Consider the following 16,996-nt stretch of genomic DNA (forward strand, 5'->3'; position numbering starts at 1 on the left):
TTAATTTTATATTTTATTGTAAAATCTTATTACGTGTATATTATAGCAATACGATTTTAAAAATACAACCCCTTATTTACACCTTTATTATTTTTTAATTGAATAAGACTACACAAAAAGTCGCTTTCCCTTACGTAAGGAAAGTGACTTTTTAGCTTGATTTCCCCCTTGTTATCAAGCTATTTATTTTAAGTTCCTTTGACTAATTTCGAAAATGTTGTTGACTATTCAGTTGAACTGTATTACGTTATTACTAAGTTGAACTATATAGTCGAACTGAATAAAGGGTGAGGATATGAAACATAAATTATTACCGTTGTCTGAAACCATGCATTATATTTTATTAGCTATGCGTGAGCCACTCCATGGCTATGCCGTAATGCAGAAGATAGAAAAGATAAGTAACGGTACTGTTATTTTAGCAGCTGGTACATTATACGGTGCGATTGAAAACTTGAATAAGCATGGTTGGATTGAATCTGTTGGAGAGTCAGGTCGGAGAAAAGTCTATATGATAACTGCGGAAGGAAGTGCCATTTTGAAAATGGAGCAAAATAGACTATTACATATTTTATCCCTGTACGAAGGAAGTGAATCGAATGAAGAAAGCTAAGATATTTTTTGATATCGAAAAAGAGGAGCAATGGCTGAATGAGCAATTACAAAAAGGCTATCGTTGTACAAATATTAGTGGATTAGGAATATACACGTTCGAAAAAACCGACAAAAGATATGTGATGCGACTGGATTATCAAGATTATTTGTCAAAGAAAAAGTTTAAAGATTACAGAGGGATATATGAAGATTTCAGTTGGAACTATATAAAGGGGCCCTGGCTTAGTGGAACTCGATATTGGCAAAAAGAAGATGATGATCAAAATGAAATCTTCTCGGATCGCCAATCAAAGAGCAATTATTATAAAAGATTGATGGGTTATTCATCTGGTATTGGTATACTGTTATTTCCTTATTTTCATATACTTTACAAGAATTCAGGTGTATATTTAACTGAAGGTCTTTGGAGTATGAAAGGTGCATTGTTTTGGAAAGCATTATTATTTGAAACTCCATTTGTCCTTTTGAGGTTACTTCCAGCCCTTATGCTTGTTTTCGTTGGTATCAGCTTCTATAAAAATTATCAAAAGTATTCAATGTTAAAAGAAAAATAAACGTTTTTTAAATTTTCCAGAATCGCGCGCTATTGTTGAATAAACCTTAGATTTCCAAACGACTTTATTGTTATATTTTTGAGTACAGTGAAGTATCTTATATCGAAAATTAAATAACTATATTTTAACCCCGTCCTAAATTTAGTATGGGGTTATGCTTGTTTTAGGTATTAAAGTTAAATAACTTTATTGTCTTTATACAAATCAAAAATAAAAAAACAGGTAATTGTTTGTAATCACAATTACCTGTTTTATATCATTTCTATTTACTCTTTATTTTTTAGAATTTCATTAACCTCTTCCACACTTAATTCAGTGGCTTCCGCTACTTTCTCTATAGGTACACCGACATTAATTAAATTGTGAATCATCTCTATCTTAGTTGCAATTCTAGTCTCTTCTGTGGCTTTCTTGGTAGCTATTTCTGCGGCTTTTTTCGCAGCTTTTTCTTCTGCCGTTTCTATTTCTGATATTCTATCTTTTATTGCTTTTTCTCTAGCCTCATATAAGCGTAAAAAATCCTTATCGCTACTTAAACGCTCCCAATCCTCTATTGCTTTTTTCAAAACTGGATCTTTTTCCATTGCTATCGCCTCCAGGATTGTTGTTAATCTCTCATCCTCATGCGCAGGGAATAATAATAACCAACGCGCTAAAGAATTTTCCCATGGATTCATTCGTTCTCCTCGCCATTCTTGAATCACTTTTGGAATTTCAAGAAAATGCAACTGCATATTTTCAGTAATAATGCGCTTCGATTTCTTGTTCATCACTGTATTAACATTATGAAACTCTTTCTCTTCTGGAAACAGAATGAAATCTACTATGTTAATACAAATGGTTGGTCTTAATTCTGTGTACTTCATCCCTTGAGTCATTTGGGAATAATACATGCCTGACCAATAGAACAAAGAACGCTCTATCATATCTTTTTTGTCTCGAACTTGAATCTCTATATTTAATTTTATACCATTATTCAGAGTAGCTCGCAAATCTAAAATAGATAATTTATCATCCTTCTGCTCTCTTGGAAGATGCGGATCATCTAAGTGCAAAGATGTAATTTCTTCATCAATAGATGATTGTAGTACCGCATTAAGAAACCCTATTAATATATCTTCATTTCCTTCTACTCCAAACAAGCGCTTGAAAGCAAAATCAACTCGTAAATTCACTAGTTTTTTTTTCATAGATGTATTCATATTCTCTTCTACCCTTCTTTTAGTTAATTGGATATAAGAAAAAGATAGAATTAAAAACTCTATCTTTTTCAGTCTACCTATTTATGAAAATATCAACCTACTTTATAACTTTCACAATCTCTGAAATACAGGTTTAAATCCCGCTTGCATTGTATCATCCAGCCCCTTACCCTGCGTTGGATTCCATGCAGCTATGATTACGTTATAGCCCACTCGCTTTAACTCTGTCGCAAAGTCTATAAGAGCTTTCCTTACTTTTTGATTCTCTACTAAATCGGCATCAAACGCTAAATAGAAATTTTCTATACCCATATCCTTTAATACAGGCATAGCAATTCGCCAAGCATTTACAGAACTTATGATACGAGAAAGCCCACACAGGACTTTAGTCCGTCTTTAGACGTGGGATGAAAGTATCGTTTTTGCATAGCAAAACATGGTATACTCTATTCATAGTCATGCAAAAGACTTTAAAACGACTGTTCTCTGAAAACAGAATACATATGAGGTTGGGGTAGCAAATTCTTCTACTCCGTAAAATGTATTAAGTCGTCAAGAACAAGACGTAAAAACATTTGAGAACCAACACTCTGTACGGTATGGTCACAGTACCGTAGCCCACGAACCTATATGGTCTGTTGTGGGAGTGGTGATGGCACACCGCAATCTTGCACGTCAGCGATACCAGAAATGGACTTCGCCTTTGGTAGTAAGAATCCCACTGACGTTAGTCAGCTTGCGGCTTTAGCTGTGGGAGTGTCAAACCAGGAATCGCAAGAACCGTTGTTCCTATTTTAGAAATCTCCTCTTTATTAAATCTCTCCGGAAGCAAATCAGCAATCAAATCAGCTTTCATAGGTCCTTCTGTGATCATTACTGATTTCGTTTGATGAAGTGTACCAGAAGTCCAATGTTTCAAATGAGAACTTGGTACCGCAACATGCACTGGAAGTGGATTTTCACTACCGCCTGCACCAGTCCCTTGATTTTTGTTTGTTGATGAGAGCCACAGATATTTTTGCCCTTTATGGATCTTTACAACAATTTGCCCCTCTTGAAATGGAATCTCTACCTTTTTGCTTACTTCTAGTTCGCCTTCAAAAATACAATCACCATTTTTAGTTATCTTTACAACATTAAGCTGTTCAATTAATTCTGCTTGAACTCCAGTAGGTGCCGATTTCACATGAACGGAGTTTTTCACTTCATCCACACGAACCTGCCACCCAACAATTTGATTGTACTGGTTTCGAAAAGGAATCAATATACCAGGAGATCCTGACATCAAACGAAGAGAAAGTCGACCTTTCCTCATCTCATAAAAGCCCGGAACACCCTGCCAGCAATTTTTCTCACCAATCTGCTTAAATAACTGTTCCCAAACGGTGGTATACGTATTATCCTCCTCTAACACAATTTGTTGTTTTAAGAAAGAACGATATTGACGTACTTGTATTTGTTCTTCAGTCATTTTTCTATCTCGTAACAAATGTGTATGATGATGCTCCTGTAATGGTATAAAATCCATTAACTTACGATTAAACACATCTAATTCTTCATTACTTTTCTTATCATGAATCTGAACTTCATCCGCCTCGGGCAATTGATACTTATCTTTTCCATTTATGTAGTGAATGTAGCTTGGGTTGCCCGTGTTTTTTCCGTAAATCCATTTACTTTCTACACGTGTACATGCTACCTTCTCTTGCGAAACATGCAGCATACAATTACCTGTATCGTGACAAATCGGACACTTAACACGGTAAAATTCCCACCAGCTACCTCTTGGATAAGCACTTGTTAAACGAAATTGACCTTTTCGAATGTTATAATTCATTATTCCCCACTCCTTGTATACTGTTTATTATATATGGAACAGATACTTCCATTAAACTTTTTATACTTCTATTTAGATATTCTTTTTGTTCATCAATAAAATAAAAAGACAGAAATTCATAGTCGTTTTTAACTACGGATTTCTGTCATTCCCTCTGCATATACACTTTTACATAGTTTTGCAAATTACTCATTAAGATACACTCACACCCGTTAAAGAGAATAGATCTTCTTTTGTCGGATTAAGTGCCTGTAACCAGCTATCTACATTTAGAAAGTTTACTTTTTTTAATTGCTCGCCTTTCTCCGCACGCTTAGCTACCTCTAAACCTCCATGGTGATGTACAATCATTGTAAGATCATTTTTCTTGAAAATACAATCTACATCAGTAGAGTTTATATGATGACTACGTAAAATTGGCTTCCATTTCTTTAGGGAATACCCTTCTATTTCTAGGAAACCACGGATTGCAGTAAAGCGATAACTTGTCCCTCTAAAGCATCGCTCCAATAAAAAAAGGAAATCTCGTATACATCCATTGAAATAGACATGATACAAATAGATTTCCCCTGCTTGTTTGGCTGCTCGCTGTGACAAGTTTGATGGTTTAATGAAAAACTGATAACAATCTCGTTCCCAAAATGCTCCTTCCTTTGTAACCCTCATTCGTAATGCATGCAAATTTGGCATAAAATCATCTGGATGTGCAGAAAAATATAGATACTTCATATCTCATTTTCATTTGAATTTCCCCCTGGTTATATATTTATTATTTTTCTACTTCACAACAATTAATTACTTTACTGTTTCTAATGTACAATCCATTTTATTAATAATATAAAGACCCCATTCCTTAAACGAATCTTCTAACGTACATGGATAGCCATACACCTCTAAACAGTAATTCCTTTCAAATGGAAAATAACAATCTTCTTCACAATCATGGTTTAAAATTGGTAAAAAAATCGTATTGTAATACTCATCAGAGTTGATGTTTAAGGCTGTCATTTTATCTGCAATATAATCTTCTGTATCATAGCTAATGCTAGAATCACGCTCTCGAATTGGTCGAGTAACTCCATTCCTCTGAAAGATTTTTATTATCTCGTCTAATGATAGTAATGGTTTATCTAGTGTAATTGCATGTTCGTATTTCATTATAATGATCCCCTTCCAAAGCAAAAAAAACACAAATCTTGTGTTTTTTCTCACAGTGTTTTTTATTTGTATACCTAAATTTAAATACCTTTTTACAAGTGATTCCTAACTTGAAAACAACACAAAAAGGGCTCCTTCAAGTCGATTAATAATGTGCATAGCAAAATAAGCTATATATACACTAATCGGCTCAAAGAAGCCCTTTCATAAATGAAACAAGACGCAACTTGCTTCTACAACTCAACCACAACATAATAAGGTGTGGGAATAAACGGAATCAATTAAACAATAACTATAATTCCATATTAATGAATTCGCACAAAAATTTCAACAACCTTATGTTTCCTTAAGAAGATTTTTCGCTCCGTTCTATTTTCCAGTGAATATTTGTGTGCAAATATATGTTCCTACCGTTTCAAATTGCAATTCTAAATCTTGCTCTCTTATACTAGCTCGTGCTTATCACACTAATTTCATCAATCATTCCCTAATACTATTTAAAAGTTATCATTGTTTTATATATTCTATTTCAGACTAACTCTTAGATAGATATAAGGTATGATTTCAATAATTTTTCACATCATTTCCCCGCATCATCTAAAAGTATCAACTTTTAGACAGTTAAGTAGGACATTTATTTTCGTTCGTTGTGTTCGCTTGTTTTGTAAAATGTTAAATCCAATTGAAACTGCGTCCTTCGGGTTAATAAGTACTAATTAAAAACATAACAAAAAAGAGTGCGTTTTTTCATCACACTCTTTCAAAAGGCTTTACCAATCTCGATGCTCACCATGTCCATGTCCATGTTCATGCTCACGATCGCGGTCATGATTACGTCTACGACGACACTCATCACAATCGCAATCACGTCTACAATGACAGTCGTTAAAATCGTTTCTTCTTCGTCTACGGCCGCAACCGCAAAATACTAAATCATCCCAAAATCTATTACAATCTCGAGAATGTCCAAAATTATTATCCCATCCCATAGATATGATTCCCTCCTCTAAAATAGAATTCATCATATTCTATGATTAAAAGATAGAAATAGTTTGTTTACTAGTCTATGTTTCAAACTAATAATATTTCAATTTGCAAGTCTATCTCACGTCTTATCTTTCCTTAACAGCAAACAAGACGCCACCCAGATCACGGCAGCGCCTACGATAATTGCTATAAACTTAATCAAATTTATTTATCCTCACATTATTTATTTCTTTGTTTCCATACCCCATTCTCTTTACGATAAGTATTCTTACCATCCATGAAGTCAGCTGTCTTACCCGGAATGCTATATTTCTTATTCTTATTCTTTTTCTTAGCCTTCTTCTTCAGTCTCTTCTCTTCTTGAACAGCTTGCAAATCCGCCTTCCATTTTTTCAACAAATCCTTTTCACGTCGCATCGAATTTGTACCCCTTGGATCAAAATATAAACCAAATAATTACATTCTACCTATTTACATAGAATCCTTCAATCCAACTGTCCATTTTATTCAATAAAAAGAGAGCACCTGCGCCAGTAGATGCTCTTAACGTGATAAGGAGTTTCTTATGAGTATTGAAATAAGATAGATACAAGCGAGTGAACTTGTCCTACACTTTAATATATGCTTGTCCTTACCAAAAGGTGCAATAAAAAAAGCACCCTCGCCCAGGCGCCCGAAAAATACATATAATTTGAGGTAACTAACACGTTAGAAAAGACCCTTCCGTATCATTATGATTATCGATTATCTTTATACCTAGAATGCTCTTTAAATACGTTTAATGTGTAATTTCTATATAACAAAGAAAAAGTACCCGTTTTGGATGTTTTTTTAGATAGCTTTGTATAAGTCGATAATGGACTTTGAATATTTTGATACCCAATGCTTATTAGAATCTTTTGTACTACTAAAGAACAACTCTTCCCCATTATCAAACTTTACCTTTAATTGATGTTCATTATATTCATACAGTTTCTTAGTAAGAGACTTAGACAATACTTTGCCTTTAACATGCTCATATTGATAATCCTCTTTTACTTTTTCAACAGTTAAATAACCATCATTCAAAAAGAATATTAACTCTGTTTTTTCTTTGTTCCATACGTTTCTAGGATAGAAGAATACGAGTTCAAATTTTTCTTCATATAATTCAGCCAAATCTTTTATAATTCTTTGATACTCAGCGTATTCATCGAAATCTCGTCCATACGCATAATTCTTAAATTCTTCATATGTCATCCCCATTTTTTCACCACCCTTTCCTCTACCTATTCGACAGAAAAGGAGAATATCCTACAATATAAAAGCCATCACCGAAGTGACCGCTTTCAAGGGGATGGGAGAAAAGAGAGAAAACAAACGGCAAAAGTTTCTCTTAGATCGAGGCTGAGTGCTCTCAACCTTCTCAAAACAACCGATACATACAATGTGGCACAGTTTTTAGCTCTGTGGCTATCCTGGTTATCGTGTTCGGTTGCTTGGAGAAGGAAAAGACCTTCTCGTTTATACTCCGTAGAGTCGGTCAATACTTTGGCTGTCGCAAGGCCTTCGCAAACCGTTTTTGTTATATTTCGTCCCGTGACAGATGAGATATAAATATTGTCGAATATAAAGGGAATCAATCTTTATATTCACATCAAGACGGTATTGCCTTTTTCCACTGCCTTACTACAACCAATATAGGGGATGTATTGTGAAAAGGGGATTAAACACGATAGGATGTATATTGGCTGTAGTAAAGAGGTGACTAGTCTCTTTACACCCTGACTACACGCCCATGTAGTAAGAATCATGAGTAATTACTATATGAACTATCATCAGAATACGTATACAGCAGTATCAAGTTTTGACGATCTTTAAGTACCAGAATAATTTTCATTCAATCATGAAAACCATCCTCATTCTTAGAAATCAACATACAGGACGAAAATAGATATATTTATATCCATTTCCATAACATAAAAAGGTGAATGATTATATTATGGATGATAGATACAAATTAGAAACAGCATGATGAATGCGAGTTATCTCACACCCGCCACACTGGAATATGTCTTCATTTGTTTTAATTGGTCTTTTCGTCTTAACGCGGGTTCTTACCGCCTTGCCCGCCCTACTATGCGGTATACGTTACCGTGACATTCTCGCATCAGAACGTTTCACTTATAGGTGTACTAATCCTCTTCGATATGCGGTTGTCAAAGGGCTTGTACATATAATTTATCGTTATTTTCATTTCTAAAATTCCCCCTTTTTTATCGGCGATTTGTCGACGTTTTTAAATATTAAAAGAGCAGAATCAATATAATGACTCCGCTCTACATGTACTTTTTCTCTAATAACTCCATCGAATATTAACTTGTTTTTCTAAATTTATTTAAGTTATACTTCTTTTTCGCTTTCTCTATCTCTTGTTTCATAAACGCTTCTTTGTCATCTGCACTTTCAAACTGCTTTCTAAATTTCTTCAAATCTTTATCATCTTGATAAGAAGAACTTATATATACCGTTCCAAATCCTTCTTCCATCGGTGACAGAATATAGTATTCATAGTCTTGTCTAATAAGCCAAGGATCTTTCTTACTAATGACTTCTTTCAAGGACATTTTTATAACAGAGTAAGGGCCTGCATTAAACTCATCCATAGGTTCAACCTTATAAAGAGCTTCTGATCTCATTCCACGGCCACCCTTAACTTTCCATTCATTATCTTTTGTGATGTTAACAAAAGCATCACCATCTTTATAATTGTAGACCTCTCCTTTTTTATAAGGTATTTCAGGTCCCCCGCAGCCTACAAGTAAAATAATCATACTAGTAAATATAGCAAATAATAATTTCGTTTTCTTAAACATGCTTTAATCTCCCTATTAATATATTAAAAATAAATAACTATAATATATTAACATACAAATATTACATAATGCACTATCTTTCTATATCTTCAAATCCTACCCAATGAAGTTGCGATTAATCGAATAGCATTTTTCTTCATTGATAATTCAGTGTAGATAAAACTATCCTTTAACTTCCCACCATTCAAATACTTCATCTTAATAATCTCTGCCTCATCATAATCTAAAACGTGTTGTAAAGCCTTATCAATTTGCTTGAATTTGATATTACTGACATGTCTTGTATTCCTTATCTCAGGAAACAGACTAATTCCCTCTTGTTGTTGCTCCATTTCATTCTCAAAACGTGCTTTTAAGGCGCGATACTCTTTTAGAATGCTCACAACTTCCTTTTGCATCTTCTTTTCCATTTCTTTGTCCATTACTGGTAAGAAAGCTAATTGTTCAATGAAGGAATCCCCCTATTTATGAATTTGTCTTTTTACATTCACATCAGGTACGTGAAATTTTATTATCTCTTGGTTGAATAAAGGAAACATGCATAGCGATCCTCACCCACCATCCACCCTGCATGATTCCGTTATTCATTAAGCTTTTAATAATTTGTGTTTCTTGTTGGTCATCTTCTCTTTTGCTGCTTCAATGTTATTTGCCACTTTCTTATGGTCCTGATCAAATTGAATCATTCCATCAAACATAACTGGATTTACTGCTTCATCTACGTATTGTAAGTAATCAATCGGCTCTCGTTCTGTCTGTTCTACTAATTACCCATAAATATCAAAGTCTGCTCTTGGTATAGACTTCTTGGCCTTCGGTTGATGAGACATCCTTACATAAGATTTAATGATTGATAGTGGCACTGCGAATACTGACTTATCCTTACTGAATTCTATAAGGAAGAAGCATATCGCTCCCATCTTCTCCGCTTTCTCCAGGTAATCCAACTGATGCTGTGCAATGTTCTTTAAATCAAAGCGTGTATCTTTCTCTGTAGACTTCGCTTCAAAGGCAATAGCTCGTCCCTTATACACGCCATCATAATCTACTGTACTCATAGCTTCATAGAATCCATTTAATACACGACCATTCTTACTCTTTAGTACCTTTACAGGAGTCGGACGCTTGTTAATAAGCATTTCAAATGCCATTCCGCGATTTCCTAGTCCCATCTTTATTCCTCACTTTCTATTAAAAGGAGTATTTTGTTAAAAAATTCATTCCAATTTATAACCACTATCTTTTTCTTATATTTCCCATTAAAATTTAATAAAAATATTTTGATAACAAAGGAGTAACCTATGAAGCATAATATAAATCTATGGTCTTTTATTTTTTCATTCGTTTGCATTGCTTTTTTTCTTTTATATCTTGAAGTATGCACGCCTGAAATGAATGCGTCATTTATAAACATCGTTTATTTTCACCCTTTATTTTTTGTACTCATTTTTTCAATAGGAACTTTTTTTGCTGGTATTAAAGGATTCTCTAAAGCAGGTAATTGGATAGCAATGCTTAGAAGCATAGTAACAGTTCTGCTAACATTGTTATTATCAGTGTTTTTAACACTAACTTTAATTGTTGGCTATGCATTAAGTTAAACATCGTTCTCCGTGAATAAAACTTAATATTCCGTCAATAATATAGATAGGCGATAGCCCAAACCCATTTAATGAAGTCCCTAGTCTTTCTCCTTATTCCCCCTTGGAGAACTGAGCAGTTAGCTTTTGCTAGCTGCTCTTTTATTTTCTGCAATTGGTTACACTTACCTGATGTTTTTAACGTAATATTAAGTTACGGTATAAAAGAATAAAATATATTTGGCTGTTATACCATTACCCTAGGAAACTAGGGTTTTTTATTTCCACAAAATGAAATTTTTATTAAATTGCTTATACTTTATTTCTCAACCACAACGGATGGAATTATAATGAAATGAATGGTAATATATAGACATCTCAATTACGTTAGAGCTTGTTTCCTTGCAAGCTCTTTTTTTATTAAAATAGCGTTTTTGTTTAAAATAACAGCTCTAAATAAATTAGATATATTTACCAGTATGTTTACCACAACATTCATGTTAAAATCCCTTGTAAGTACGACATAACTCGGCCTTATGAAGCCCTGCAGCCATTATCGCAGGGCTCTTTTTTTATTAAATTAACGTTTTTGTCTTACTCCTCAACCAAATAAAACTGTGTTAAAATCAACCCATAATTTGTAAGGAGGTATATAAAATGCTCTCACCATATACATGTGTATCTTGTGATCAACCTCTTATACAACACGATGAACATTCGTTTATTCATTACTGTACTAATCCAAATTGTGAAGAAGCAAAATTGCACTCAGCTCTGTTGGAAGAGATGGGGTTGTGAATCCTATCTCTTTTTCTTTACAATAAGGATTTTGTTTAAAATTCATTAACCTTATTGATTCCTTTGCATACAGTATTATTACAAAAAATTCAATAAGTGCTCCGGTCTAGTTACCTTGAATTTCTTGCAAACCTTGTGGGAAGAATCCGTTTATAACAAACGGGTTCTTTTATTTATTCATCATAAAATAACTATTTTGTTCACTTTTTTGATATATTTACGAAACATTTATATGTTATCTTCAGTAAGTTCTTTTCTTTTCATAAAATTGTGTGAGTTATACCGACACAAGAAGCCCTAGATCCCTAAATCTAGGGCTCCTTCGTTTAAATAACTATTTTGTTCAATCTAATGTATAGACGACTATATATAGATGTTAAAATATTTTTGTGACTCCCACATGATTTCACACACGACTTTTTTTCTTCGATTATGGGGTTCTTACATAATAGTAAGGGCCATTTTTTTATTTAGTTCCCATAGCCATTAAATCCGAAACCCATATTTCTCCTTTCTAATTCCAATTAGAATGAATAGTTCTCTTTTTTTATTAATCCCTATATTTTGTTATTATTATGTTAATAACTATTAATGAAGGAGTTTTTCGAAATGGGATTAATGGATTATATAAAAGGGAAAGAGCATCGGCAAAACGCAGAAAAATTGCAAGATGAACTGAATGTGCTAAAACAAAATATCAATCAAGTTGACAAAATGACCGCGTTAGAGCTTTCGAAATATATTGAAGAACAAAAATCAACGTTAGCAACACTACAAGAGGAAGTATCATCGAAAGAACATGAAATAAAAAACCTCGAATTAAAAATAGCTGGTTTATTGGAACAGTCTCTCTCTATTGAAGACGAGCTTTCCATGGAAAGCTTCGGACTCTACAAACCTAGATATTCCTTTTCATCATCATTGCATTTTAAAACAAAGCTTGATGAAATTAGGAACGAGCAGAAAATAAAAATAAAAACAAAAACTGCTGTTAATTACTTTAAAGATTGGACTGTTGATGGAAACAAAGCCAAAGGTACTAAAATGACGAACGATAATATTAAATCTATTTTGCGTTCTTTTAATAACGAATGTGAGGCCGCTATCAATAAAATTACCTATTCAAATTTTGATAGAATTGAAAATCGCATTCGTAAGTCATTTGAACAATTAAACAAATTGTATAGCACCGTACGAGTTAGTATCGACTACGATTTTCTAAATCTTAAACTTGACGAATTACATTTAGCTTATGAATACGAGCTAAAAAAACAAGAGGAGAAAGATGCACTAAGGGAACAACGTGAGCGTGAACGCGAAGAAAAAGCATTACAAAAGGAAATTCAATCCAAGAAAAAAATTATTGATAAAGAGATTACTCACTTCAAAAATATGATTTCTGAACTTCAAGATAAACTAAAAGGGGCAGCCGCCGAAGAAAAGATGGAAATTGCAAACCAAATTTCAGAACTTGAAGGTAAGGTTGTTCAAGCTGAGAAAGATATAGAAGAACTCGATTATCGAACCGCAAACGCAAGCGCCGGTTATGTTTATATCATTTCTAACATCGGTGCGTTTGGTAAAGACATTGTAAAAATTGGCGTTACTCGAAGACTTGATCCATTAGAAAGAATTGCTGAGCTAAGCAGTGCCTCTGTTCCATTTAAATTTGATGTTCATGCACTTATTTTTAGTTACGATGCATATAAATTAGAGAGTGAACTGCATAAGTATTTTGACAAACAGCGAGTAAATCGAGTGAATTATAGAAAAGAATTCTTCAAAGTGAAAATTGATGAAGTTGAAAAATTACTTGAAACTTATAAAGATTTGACAATTAATTTTACTAAGGTTCCTGAAGCGGAAGAATATCGTCAAGGTTTATCAATACTTAATGAAACGAAAAAATAACAAAGTCTTATATCGAGTTCTTTCCTTGATAGGACACACACATTTCTACAGCTCTAGATTTTCCACTCACATGAAGAAGTGTGAAAGACAAACATGGTGAAGTGAAAAATAATCTTTAGATTGGCGTCCAATACATATTATTAAAATTAAAGTGGTTAAAGTCGGAGCAAGGCACCTTAGGGTGTCTTTTTTTATTACCATTCGACATAATATGACAATATACAGATTGATAGTTTGTTATGATAGTCCAGGAAATCTTACATTTTTGATCCTAGGGGGATACATATTATGAACAACAAACTATTAATCGCATTTTCAAGTTGTGCTTTAATCATGGGATTAGCTGCATGTTCATCTAATGAAACAGCAAGTACTTCTAACGATTCTAAAGCTGAAGAGAAGGTTCAGAAGGCTGAAGAAAAAGAGAAAGCGAAAAAAGAAAAAGAAGAGCAAAAAGAAGCCGAAAAACAACGTAAACAACAAGAAAAAGAAAAGAAAGAGCAAGAAAAGAAAGCTAATGAAGAACAGAAGAAACAACAAGATGAAGCTAAGAAAAAAGAAGAACCAAAACCAGTTGTAAATGTAGATAAAGCTACATACGAAAATGAAGTTAAGCCTACTATTGATGAAATGATAAAGGAATATGATGAAATTTGGAACCAGGACTGGAGACCTATTTGGGGAGAAGCAAGCAAGGACCCTGAATCTCTTGACAAGAACGCTTTAAAAGAGAAAATGGAGTCAGTTGCAAATCGATATGATGCACTTTCCAAGAAAAATACAGAATTTAAAAGCTCCTCAAAGCTAACTGATACTGTATTAAAAGAAAAGATTGAGAAATTCAGAGTGGAGTTTGGACTAGCAACTAACTATAGAAGTAATGCCGGAAGAGCTGTAAATCAGGGAATAAAAGGTTTAGCACCAATGAAAGACAGAATGAATGAAGCTCAAAAATCAGTCAAGCTTTCTGATCAGAAACTAATTAATGCTGTAGCTAGCTTAACTGAGGTAGAATCAAAATTAGGAGTAAGTCGAAATTAGACACTCGAAAGAGTGCTTTTATTTTGCAGATTAATACATATTTGGGAGGACTGCAAATGAAAATATCTAATAAAAAATTAATTTTTGGTGGTATAGGTATATTAATTTTACTTTTTATAAGAGGTCTATATAACAGCCATAAGATGTATGAAGCAACAACTGAACCTTATAGGACTTTTGATGTAGTTGGTGACGCTATCGCTGGAACACTATCATGGTTCTGTATAATTACTCTTATTGCCTCAATTATTTTTCTTGTTATTGCCTTGGTTAGAAAAAAACAATTGGTAAAAGAGAAACGACCATTTCTACGACCTTTGATTACATTTGGCGTATCAGCTGCATCTTTTATCTTACTGATCATAATAGGAATGGCATACGCTCTTGAACATTATGCAAGTAATGAACAGGCCACTTCACAATTAAAATCCGAAACCAATTATCAGGAAACGGAAGATAAATCTAAAGAGATTGATAAATTAAAAGGTGATATATCACTACTGGAAACCAAAAATAAAACTCTAGATGCTGAAGTGAAAAAATTAAAAGAAGAATTAGCTAAGAAAGAACAACAAGTACCACAAGAACAACCTAAAAAAGAAGAAGTAAAACCCGCACCTCAACAACCTGCTTCTCAACCGGAAAAGAAAGAAGAACCTAAGCAACAACAACCTACAGGATCATTTGCAAATCCAGTTAAGGATATCAATAAAACTGAAGCTATAAATAAAGTGAAAGAAAAAGCAAAGCAGGACTTCAAAGATGATTACATGACTCAAAACTTTGTTGCCGGTGAACAAACTAAAGCTTACGATTTCTTATATGGAGTTGAAATAAAATCACAGGAAGAATTAAATATTATGAAAAATGCATTAAGAGACTTTCCTAATGATTTCATGACAGCCAAGTTTGTTTATGAAGAACAGATAAAAGCTATGAACAAGCAGTAATAAGATACTATGTTGTTCATTTTTACTGGATCGAAAATATGGATAAGTACGGTAAAACACCATTTGGATGGGAGTCCAATACATATTATTAAAATTAATGTGGTTCAAGTCGGAGGAAGGCACCTTAGGGTGTCTTTTCTTTATGGAAAGTATTAAAAAAAAGACACCTAAAAGAGTGTCTTTCTTTTAAAATAAACATACTATTGAATCCAACCCTCATACTTAGCGACATATCCCCCACCATCTTCATTGATTTCTTTTAAATACCAATACACTGTCCCGCCACAAGCTTGTTCAGTAAAAGTAGTAGCAAAAATTCTTTTGGAATTTCGCACTTCTCTTACATACTTACCGTTTTCTTTTTTATAGCATTCTGCTAATTGTTTTACAGAACTTGGTGTATTAGATCCATTTTCTGTACTTGCTGAAGCTCCCCCGATCCCCCCTGTTAATGCGATACCAGCTGCTAATGCTCCAACTACTAATTTCTTAAACATAAAAATGCCCCCTTAATACTTTTTTATAACTTGCAACTTAAATGTATCACTTTTGTATTATTTGTAAATATTTTGAATTTGTAGAAATATTTATTTAAATTTTGTAAATATTTGTAATTGATTTTATCAAATGGAAAATAGAGGTGTTTATGGTGATATGTAATAATGCATGTTCATTCAGCAATAAATCGTGATAGAATCTAAGCACCTGTTCTATTTTTTTCAATTAAAATGGAAACCTTACTTCTTATTTACCCAAATGGGAGGCGCTTTATGGCGTCTTTTTTTTATTTTCAAAAAGCCATGCTCATTTAATCCATAAAAGCATAAAGTAATTTGAATCCATTAAAATACATGAGTGACTCCTTATTTTTCTCCTACTCTTTAAAGGAGGAATTATTATGGGCTTTGGTGGTAGTTGCGGTGGCGGCTGTGGTTTTGCAGGAGGATTTGCTTTATTAGTTGTATTGTTTATATTATTAATTATTGTTGGAGCTTCTTGCTTCTGCTAAAAACTATGGGAAAAGACACTCTTATTTGGGTGTCTTTTCTTTATGCATAAAAAAGCCTTATCTTCCTATAAAAAAGATAAGACCTTTATATGCTACCTATTATCCGATTCATTGGTTTTATTATAAACACATTTAGCTTCTCCAAAAAGACCGCCAGTGTCCCATTCGCCACCATAATGAGCACAATTCAAAGGGGTACGATCGTTTCGCATACTTGGATTTGAAGGTGGTTCATAACCATTATTTACAATACTACCAATAATAAATACCCCTCCGATTACAAATACCACAGCAACAATTAAGAGTGTTTTCCTAAATAAAAAACAAGAGTAATCACAAAGACTACTCTTGTTTCTTTTCCTTCTCCTCTTTTTCAATTTCAGATACGGATTTTTCAGGATCTTTTATAAGTTTTCCTAATTTCCCAGAACGCGTAAATTTGTCTTCAAAGTTTTCAGTTGTACTTATACTAGCTATAAAATCTAATTCTTTATTATTA

The 16,996-nt window shown here is 33.4% G+C and carries 17 protein-coding genes and 5 pseudogenes; 8 read left to right on the top strand and 14 right to left on the bottom strand.

What is annotated here, in order from left to right:
* Nucleotides 1–295: 295 nt before the first annotated feature.
* Both MR107_RS20960 and MR107_RS20965 read left to right on the top strand, forming a co-directional pair.
* A complete protein-coding gene (locus MR107_RS20960; protein WP_000681020.1) occupies nt 296–613 on the top strand; it encodes a PadR family transcriptional regulator in 318 nt (105 codons plus the stop codon).
* The gene (locus MR107_RS20965; protein WP_242292659.1) at nt 600–1,169 is read left to right on the top strand and encodes a DUF2812 domain-containing protein; all 570 of its coding nucleotides are present in this window, start codon (nt 600–602) and stop codon (nt 1,167–1,169) included. The genes MR107_RS20960 and MR107_RS20965 overlap by 14 nt, the downstream gene beginning before the upstream one ends.
* A gap of 266 nt (nt 1,170–1,435) precedes the next feature.
* On the opposite strand, the gene MR107_RS20970 is transcribed toward MR107_RS20965, so the two are convergent.
* From MR107_RS20970 to MR107_RS21020, 11 genes and pseudogenes are all read right to left on the bottom strand, one after another.
* A complete protein-coding gene (locus tag MR107_RS20970; RefSeq protein ID WP_242292660.1) occupies nt 1,436–2,371 on the bottom strand; it encodes an Rpn family recombination-promoting nuclease/putative transposase in 936 nt (311 codons plus the stop codon).
* Nucleotides 2,372–2,482: 111 nt separating this feature from the next.
* A complete protein-coding gene (locus tag MR107_RS20975; protein WP_472926406.1) occupies nt 2,483–2,701 on the bottom strand; it encodes a DUF3854 domain-containing protein in 219 nt (72 codons plus the stop codon).
* Between the two features lie 412 nt (nt 2,702–3,113).
* Nucleotides 3,114–4,208 (bottom strand): annotated as a pseudogene (locus tag MR107_RS20980) (DUF3854 domain-containing protein); the annotation flags it as partial.
* 192 nt (nt 4,209–4,400) lie between these two features.
* Nucleotides 4,401–4,950, bottom strand: a pseudogene (locus MR107_RS20985) (hypothetical protein).
* A gap of 59 nt (nt 4,951–5,009) precedes the next feature.
* Nucleotides 5,010–5,366: pseudogene (locus MR107_RS20990) on the bottom strand (hypothetical protein); the annotation flags it as partial.
* Between the two features lie 770 nt (nt 5,367–6,136).
* Nucleotides 6,137–6,355, bottom strand: coding sequence for a hypothetical protein (locus MR107_RS20995; RefSeq protein ID WP_098876409.1), 219 nt, complete (start codon nt 6,353–6,355; stop codon nt 6,137–6,139).
* 217 nt (nt 6,356–6,572) lie between these two features.
* A complete protein-coding gene (locus tag MR107_RS21000) occupies nt 6,573–6,770 on the bottom strand; it encodes a hypothetical protein (protein WP_242292662.1) in 198 nt (65 codons plus the stop codon).
* Nucleotides 6,771–7,184: 414 nt separating this feature from the next.
* Nucleotides 7,185–7,598 carry a hypothetical protein gene (locus MR107_RS21005; RefSeq protein ID WP_242292663.1) on the bottom strand — a complete coding sequence of 138 codons (414 nt, stop codon included), beginning with the start codon at nt 7,596–7,598 and terminating at the stop codon, nt 7,185–7,187.
* A gap of 1,109 nt (nt 7,599–8,707) precedes the next feature.
* Nucleotides 8,708–9,208 (bottom strand): DUF5512 family protein, encoded by a 501-nt coding sequence (locus MR107_RS21010; protein WP_242292664.1) that lies wholly within the window; start codon nt 9,206–9,208, stop codon nt 8,708–8,710.
* An 89-nt stretch (nt 9,209–9,297) separates the two neighbouring features.
* Nucleotides 9,298–9,618, bottom strand: coding sequence for an ArpU family transcriptional regulator (locus MR107_RS21015; protein WP_242292665.1), 321 nt, complete (start codon nt 9,616–9,618; stop codon nt 9,298–9,300).
* 177 nt (nt 9,619–9,795) lie between these two features.
* Nucleotides 9,796–10,380: pseudogene (locus tag MR107_RS21020) on the bottom strand (Holliday junction resolvase RecU).
* 129 nt (nt 10,381–10,509) lie between these two features.
* Here MR107_RS21020 and MR107_RS21025 point away from each other — a divergent pair.
* The 5 genes from MR107_RS21025 to MR107_RS21045 all read left to right on the top strand — a co-directional run bounded on the left by MR107_RS21025 (nt 10,510) and on the right by MR107_RS21045 (nt 15,488).
* Complete coding sequence (locus MR107_RS21025) at nt 10,510–10,809, top strand: hypothetical protein (protein WP_088020183.1); 300 nt, start codon at nt 10,510–10,512, stop codon at nt 10,807–10,809.
* Between the two features lie 636 nt (nt 10,810–11,445).
* On the top strand, nt 11,446–11,586 hold the full coding sequence (locus MR107_RS21030) for a hypothetical protein (protein WP_000951033.1): 141 nt from the start codon (nt 11,446–11,448) through the stop codon (nt 11,584–11,586).
* Between the two features lie 609 nt (nt 11,587–12,195).
* Nucleotides 12,196–13,497 (top strand): SNIPE associated domain-containing protein, encoded by a 1,302-nt coding sequence (locus MR107_RS21035; protein WP_242292666.1) that lies wholly within the window; start codon nt 12,196–12,198, stop codon nt 13,495–13,497.
* Between the two features lie 288 nt (nt 13,498–13,785).
* A complete protein-coding gene (locus MR107_RS21040) occupies nt 13,786–14,538 on the top strand; it encodes a ribonuclease (protein ID WP_242292667.1) in 753 nt (250 codons plus the stop codon).
* 371 nt (nt 14,539–14,909) lie between these two features.
* The gene (locus MR107_RS21045; protein WP_242292669.1) at nt 14,910–15,488 is read left to right on the top strand and encodes a hypothetical protein; all 579 of its coding nucleotides are present in this window, start codon (nt 14,910–14,912) and stop codon (nt 15,486–15,488) included.
* Nucleotides 15,489–15,688: 200 nt separating this feature from the next.
* Here MR107_RS21045 and MR107_RS21050 read toward each other — a convergent pair whose 3' ends face one another.
* Complete coding sequence (locus tag MR107_RS21050; RefSeq protein ID WP_242292668.1) at nt 15,689–15,985, bottom strand: hypothetical protein; 297 nt, start codon at nt 15,983–15,985, stop codon at nt 15,689–15,691.
* A 401-nt stretch (nt 15,986–16,386) separates the two neighbouring features.
* On the opposite strand from MR107_RS21050, the gene MR107_RS21055 reads away from it, so the two are divergent.
* Entirely contained in the window at nt 16,387–16,497 is a 111-nt protein-coding gene (locus MR107_RS21055; RefSeq protein WP_000505681.1) for a YjcZ family sporulation protein, read from the top strand.
* Between the two features lie 92 nt (nt 16,498–16,589).
* Here MR107_RS21055 and MR107_RS21060 read toward each other — a convergent pair.
* Nucleotides 16,590–16,808: pseudogene (locus MR107_RS21060) on the bottom strand (hypothetical protein); the annotation flags it as partial.
* Between the two features lie 31 nt (nt 16,809–16,839).
* Nucleotides 16,840–16,996 (bottom strand): DUF1433 domain-containing protein (locus MR107_RS21065; protein ID WP_242292670.1); only part of this gene is annotated, 157 nt, incomplete at its 5' end.

It is taken from the genome of Bacillus cereus group sp. BfR-BA-01441 (assembly GCF_022663075.1).
Lineage (GTDB): Bacteria > Bacillota > Bacilli > Bacillales > Bacillaceae_G > Bacillus_A > Bacillus_A cereus.